This is a genomic window from Streptococcus pseudopneumoniae (genome assembly GCF_001072315.1).
GTDB lineage: Bacteria > Bacillota > Bacilli > Lactobacillales > Streptococcaceae > Streptococcus > Streptococcus pseudopneumoniae_R.
Genome location: NZ_JVLI01000050.1, coordinates 1 through 6,166, shown reverse-complemented (window position 1 = coordinate 6,166; position 6,166 = coordinate 1). Strand labels below are relative to the sequence as shown.

Below are 6,166 nucleotides of genomic sequence, written 5' to 3'. Positions count from 1 at the left end.
AGATGTTCAACTCGAAAGAGGTTCTGTCGCGACGGACTATAAAGAAGCTCCCGAAGACACAGAAGAAGCCGTTCGCTCGGTTCAAAGTCAGTTAGCTGGTTCATGGTCCGTTCAAAATCTGACAAGCGCAGGTTCAATAGTTTCTCAAATCAATGCGACGAACAATCAAATTTTGGTTGAAGCTGAAAAGATTCGATTCAAAGGTAAGACCTTAGCCGATCAACTGACGGCTATTGACGGTTATTTCAAACGATTATTCGTCGGTGAAGGGAACTTTGCGACCTTAAACACAGAGGTTTTGAAGTCCGATTCAATTACAGCAGATAAGCTAGTCATGGATATGGCCATGGCAAGACGTTTTGTTTCAAGCGATATCTTCACGAACACGCTTGCTTCTAAAACTGCGTTTATAAACCAACTTCAATCGGTCATTGTATCATCTACTCTTCTTGAGGGGTATAAAGGCTGGATTGGTGGATTCCAAATCGGTACTCACGATTCAGGTTCTGGTCGTTGGCTAACTGGTCGCAATCACTTCTCGGTCGGCATGGGCGATGGTGAGGGCGGTAGTGGACAAACAGCTCTTTGGGTTAACTGGGGAGACAATTGGAGCGTACCTGGATACGATGCATGGTTCGTTAAAAATAATGGCAAGATGTATTGTTATAACACGGCTGAATTTTGGAACACACCGATTGTTAAGGGGGATCTAAAAGTAACTGGTAACATTATTTATGATGGTGGCGCTTGGATTTATTCCAATGAATACGTGAAAATTGGACGAAGCAGTACATATTATTTTTATCTGGAAAAAGCCAATCGTGTCAGAGATTATTTCCTAGTTTCGAACGATACTTCTGACCGCAGACTGAAATCAAACATTCAAGAGAGTAGTGTTTCAGGGATTGATATTATTAATCGTTTGAAAACGTATAGTTACCGAAAAGAATTTAATAATGAGGTAGAGGATATCTCATGCGGTATCATGGCTCAAGATGTGCAGAAGTACGCTCCAGACGCTTTTCGCGAGGCTCCAGATGGAGTTTACACATATAACACATTCGCACTGGTGCCTTACTTAATCAAGGCCATTCAAGAATTAAATCAAAAAATAGAAAAAATGGAGAAAACAATAGCATGAATAACAACATGGACGCAGTAGTAAATCAGTTAACACTTGATTCGCTGACTAAAAAACTAGCAGTCAGTGAGCAAGAATCGGCTAAGAACGAGGCTCTTTATTTGTATGCAGCAAGCGAATTGCACACGATGAAAGAGGTCCTAGAATATGACCCAGCTCTAAAAGAGTTATTTGAAGAAGTGAAAGGAAAAATGACAAATGGCAATTAATAATTATGAACTAGCAAGCAAACCTTATACTCGAGGATTTGGAGATAATATCAAGACAGTAGTTGAAATTCGTTTATCAGAAGGCAATCGTTACAGTACGAACATGCGTGAGCTCGTAGGAGACCGCACAAATGAATCAGAAGATGTTTTGATTCAAGATGTACTGGATATTCTAAAAGCCGAGCTAGATCCGGGCAGTGCCATCGTTAAAGCACAGGCTCAGCTTGAACAGGCTAATCAGAAGATTGCGCAAAACGAGAGTGAACAGAACAAGCTTGTAGCTCTTATTAAGCAGACTGAAGAGAATTCGAAGGTGAATCAGAAGGTCATTCATGTTCTTGTGTTGAACTCTGTCATGAGCAAGAATATTGGTTATGGAACGACCTACAAAGAGCTAGTTGAGTTGATTCCACTAGCTGAAGTTGGTAAGACTTACTTACCACATGACTTGATTACCATTGAAGACCCTGAACACGTTGAAGTGAATGGAGAAGGGAAACGCATCTTGGTTCAACTTAACAAGGAATTTACCTATAATGGTGAGCCTGTCAGCGCATTTGTGACAAATGGCACCTTGGAACAAAATGGAACGGGTGTCGCTTGGAAATTTGAAGGGAAGGAATAGAGGTGACTATGGACATCTTACAATCAACAGAGCATTTCTTTATGAACGTGCTACCAGTTGCCACACCAATTGTTGTAGCTTGGCTTGGCTATAAAATGCCAAAGAAGACCAAGGAACAGACAGACCAAATCATTTCAGAATTGAATGATGTCAAGAAACAAATCAAAGATGTCCAGATTACTGCTGACGAGAACAACGCCAAAATTGACGAAGTACAGGCAAAGCTAAAACTTCACGACGATGCGCACCTTGTAACGATGAGGATGCGCCTCGATCGTGATATTCGCAGGGCTATACGTCGTGGGTTTACTACCAAGGATGAGTTCTATGTAGTCGAGAATATGCACAACAGCTATAAGGCTCTTGGTGGTAATGGCTACATAGACCACTTGTACAACAATTTTGAATCGTTGCAGATTAGAGATGACATCTTAGTTGAAGACGAGAAAGGAAAAACATATGACACAATTTAATGAACTCATCATTGCCTTTGCGACAGGATTTTTAGCAGTAGCAATAGGCAGTATTGTAAAAGCAGTAAAAGATTATCTTTTGCGAAAAGGTGGAGAGAAAGCGGTAAAAATCGCTGAAATCCTAGCTAAAAATGCAGTACACGCAGTAGAGCAGGTAGCGGCTGAAACTGGCTACAAAGGTGATGAAAAACTGGAGCAAGCTCGTGATAAAATCCGTGCAGAACTGACAAAATACAACATCAGCATGACTGACAAGGACCTAGACACCTTTGTAGAGTCAGCCGTGAAGCAGATGAACGACGCTTGGAAAGGAGACGATGCGAATGTCTAAGAAGCAAGATATGATTAACGACCTCATTGCTCACGCTGATGCAGGGACTGGGGTTGACTATGATAAAATGTACGGCTATCAATGTGCTGATGTGACGTGCTACGGAATCTACGAGTATTTCGGTACTCGTTTATGGGGGAACGCTATCGACTTGCTACGGTCCGCAGAATCAGCAGGCTTGCAAGTCGTCTATGGCGCTCAATATCCAAAAGCTGGCTGGTTCTTCGTTAAGAACTTCGTGGCAGGCGATGGAGTGAATTATGGCCATACTGGTCTTGTCTATGAGGACTCTGACGGCTCTACAATCAAGACGATTGAGCAGAATATTGATGGCAACTGGGACTATCTCGAAGTCGGTGGGCCTTGTCGCTACAATGAGCGCTCTGTTGATTTGATTGTGGGGTATATCGTGCCACCTGAAGAAGAGGAATCAGGCTGGAAGCATGATGGTACAGGCTGGTGGTGGCGTCGTAAAGACGGCTCATATCCAACCGCTAAATTTGAAGCAGTTGATGGAAATTGGTTCTATTTCAACGAAAACGGCTATATGTATGAGAGTCAATGGCTACATCATACTGACGGTAAGTGGTACTGGTTTGACAAAGATGGCTACATGGCCAATAGTGGCTGGAAGAAAATCAATGGCAAATGGTACTACTTCAATGCAGACGGTGCTATGCAGACTGGCTGGGTTAAATACTACGAGAAATGGTATTATCTCAATTCAGAGAATGGAGATATGGTATCGAATACTTTCGTGCCATATAATGGCGGATACTACCTCATGCTTGAAGATGGCCGATTAGCTGAAAAAGAAAGCTTCAAAATTGAGCCAGATGGGCTCATTACTACGAAATAATTTTAAAAAATAAATAGAAAGGAAACTTTCTAAAACGTTCTTTTACCGCAGGCTCAGGCTTGCGGTTTTTTTATTTGCTTAAAAATGGATTTAAAATCCAAGAAATATAAATCGAATAAACGCATTTCAAATCCGTAAAATCATCTGCTTATGAGAGTAGTGGTTTTGTTAAAAATAAAAACAGTGAAATTAGTCACTGATCCTTTTGTAAACTATTAGAACTAAATTAAAACCTTCTCAACTATACGGGCAAATATGAGTATGAAAATGAATACGAAGATGAATACGATTTAAAAAAACGATGGCAATTAATGGAAATGATTTAAAAGAAAAATAAGCCAAAAACACAACTATTGATAAGCAATGATAAACGTTTGTAAACACATTTCAATTGTGCTATAATACAGGAAAAAATAATAATGGAGGTCACGATAATGGCAACATTTTTGATGATTTTTGTGGTGGTTTGTGTGCTCCTATTGGTGATAGTCACACTGAGTACAGTTTATGTGGTTCGTCAGCAGTCGGTGGCGATTATTGAACGCTTTGGGAAATACCAAAAGGTTGCCAATAGCGGTATTCACATTCGCTTGCCTTTTGGGATTGACTCGATTGCAGCGCGGATTCAGTTGCGCTTGTTGCAAAGTGATATTGTGGTTGAGACTAAGACCAAGGACAATGTGTTTGTTATGATGAATGTAGCGACCCAGTACCGTGTCAACGAGCAGAGCGTGACAGATGCCTACTATAAACTCATGCGTCCAGAATCTCAGATTAAATCTTATATCGAAGATGCCCTTCGCTCTTCTGTTCCAAAATTAACCTTGGATGAATTGTTTGAGAAAAAAGACGAGATTGCCCTTGAGGTTCAACACCAAGTAGCAGAAGAAATGACTACTTACGGTTATATTATCGTGAAAACCTTGATTACCAAGGTTGAACCAGATGCAGAAGTCAAGCAATCCATGAATGAAATCAATGCGGCGCAACGTAAACGGGTCGCAGCGCAAGAATTAGCGGAAGCCGACAAGATTAAAATCGTCACTGCAGCTGAAGCCGAAGCAGAAAAAGACCGCCTCCATGGTGTGGGGATTGCCCAACAACGTAAGGCGATTGTGGATGGATTAGCAGAGTCTATCACCGAACTCAAGGAAGCCAATGTTGGCATGACAGAAGAACAAATCATGTCCATCCTATTGACCAACCAGTATTTGGATACCTTGAATACCTTTGCCTCTAAAGGAAACCAAACTATCTTTTTACCAAATACGCCAAATGGTGTGGATGATATCCGTACACAAATATTGTCAGCCCTTCGTGCTGAGAAGAAATAATAGATTAAAGAGCTTGGCAACAGGCTCTTTTTGTATTACGTTTGTTAAGAAAAACAAAGAGCATTGATATACATTTAAATAAACATTATTGTATGTTGTTTCCATTAACTTGGAATGATAAGGGAATAACTAGAAAGATTTGTGAATACAGACTATTTCTGATATACTAAATATACAGTAATAATGAATGATGGGAGATGGGATGAAAGAATTTCAATTTGAGAGAAAGCAGCGTTTTTCTTTGAGGAAATATGCAATAGGAGCTTGTTCGGTCTTGCTAGGAACGAGTCTATTTTTTGCTGGTATGGGTGCTCAACCTGTACAGGCTACAGAAATGAGTTCAAAACTAATTTCAAGTCATTATTTGGATGAGCAGGATTTACCTGAAAAGCTAAAATCTGAGTTGCAATGGTTTGAAGAAAATAAGATTGAAGTAAAGGAGGGGAAAGAATACTACTTTGTCTATCGAAAATTGGCTACAAGATTACCAGAAACAGGTCTGTTTTCTAATGATGGGATGTTTATCTTGGGAGCAGGATTATTATTGCTTTCCTTCACTTTAATCAAGAGAAAAAGGGGAGCGTCTTACTTCCTTGTGACAGTCTTTGCTGTTGGTGGTTGGGGAGCATCCATCTCTGCTTTCGAAAATCTGGTAGAATTGCAACCAGCCCTTGTTAAGAGAGTAGAAGGTCAGTTTTTACCAAGTCCTGAAACAGTCCAAGGATATGAATTTACGGGATATTATTTGGTAAGAGATAGTGCTAGCAAGGAACTTTCTGTTGATAAGGTGGAGTCGCCAGCATTATCTCCAAAGGAGGACAGTTCAGAACCTCAATCTAAGAAGATTGTACCACAGACTGCATCTCATTTTAGCTCGACTGAAGACCTTGTGCAATCTCCTCAACCATCCTACGTAGTTGAGAAAATTGTTGAAGCTCCTGATGAAATTGTGCCTATAGGGCCTAAGGAAGAAGTTGCAGGAAATCCCCAAGGAGAACAACCGAAAGCAGAAAATAATAGTGATTATAAAACAAGTCCTGAGGAAGGTGTGTTAAATGCCACAGTAGAGAAACCAGAATTGCTAGTCACTACAGAGGAGGTTGCTTTCCAAACGATAGAACAAGAAGATGTAACCTTAGCTAAAGGGCAAACTAAAGTTGTTCAAGAAGGTGTTGTTGGTGAACGCACCATCTA

Annotated in this window: 8 protein-coding genes; all 8 read left to right on the top strand. The window is 40.6% G+C overall.

Annotated features, from left to right (window positions below; all coding sequences use genetic code 11):
• Positions 1 to 1,141: tail fiber domain-containing protein (locus tag ADH54_RS01925; protein WP_049523814.1), on the top strand; the 1,141-nt coding region annotated here is incomplete at its 5' end.
• On the top strand, positions 1,138 to 1,350 hold the full coding sequence (locus ADH54_RS01920; protein WP_049523812.1) for a hypothetical protein: 213 nt from the start codon (positions 1,138 to 1,140) through the stop codon (positions 1,348 to 1,350). The genes ADH54_RS01925 and ADH54_RS01920, both read left to right, overlap by 4 nt.
• Positions 1,340 to 1,975 (top strand): hypothetical protein, encoded by a 636-nt coding sequence (locus ADH54_RS01915; protein WP_049523810.1) that lies wholly within the window; start codon positions 1,340 to 1,342, stop codon positions 1,973 to 1,975. Before ADH54_RS01920 ends, ADH54_RS01915 begins: the two co-directional genes overlap by 11 nt.
• Before the next feature lie 8 nt (positions 1,976 to 1,983).
• A complete protein-coding gene (locus ADH54_RS01910; RefSeq protein ID WP_049523808.1) occupies positions 1,984 to 2,448 on the top strand; it encodes a hypothetical protein in 465 nt (154 codons plus the stop codon).
• On the top strand, positions 2,435 to 2,779 hold the full coding sequence (locus ADH54_RS01905) for a phage holin (RefSeq protein ID WP_049523806.1): 345 nt from the start codon (positions 2,435 to 2,437) through the stop codon (positions 2,777 to 2,779). The genes ADH54_RS01910 and ADH54_RS01905 overlap by 14 nt, the downstream gene beginning before the upstream one ends.
• Positions 2,772 to 3,638 (top strand): CHAP domain-containing protein, encoded by an 867-nt coding sequence (locus tag ADH54_RS01900; RefSeq protein WP_049523804.1) that lies wholly within the window; start codon positions 2,772 to 2,774, stop codon positions 3,636 to 3,638. Before ADH54_RS01905 ends, ADH54_RS01900 begins: the two co-directional genes overlap by 8 nt.
• Before the next feature lie 449 nt (positions 3,639 to 4,087).
• The gene (locus ADH54_RS01895) at positions 4,088 to 4,972 is read left to right on the top strand and encodes an SPFH domain-containing protein (RefSeq protein WP_004235732.1); all 885 of its coding nucleotides are present in this window, start codon (positions 4,088 to 4,090) and stop codon (positions 4,970 to 4,972) included.
• Positions 4,973 to 5,174: 202 nt separating this feature from the next.
• Positions 5,175 to 6,166, top strand: a 992-nt coding sequence (locus ADH54_RS12645; RefSeq protein ID WP_152904029.1) for a YSIRK-type signal peptide-containing protein, incomplete at its 3' end; no start/stop codon positions are given.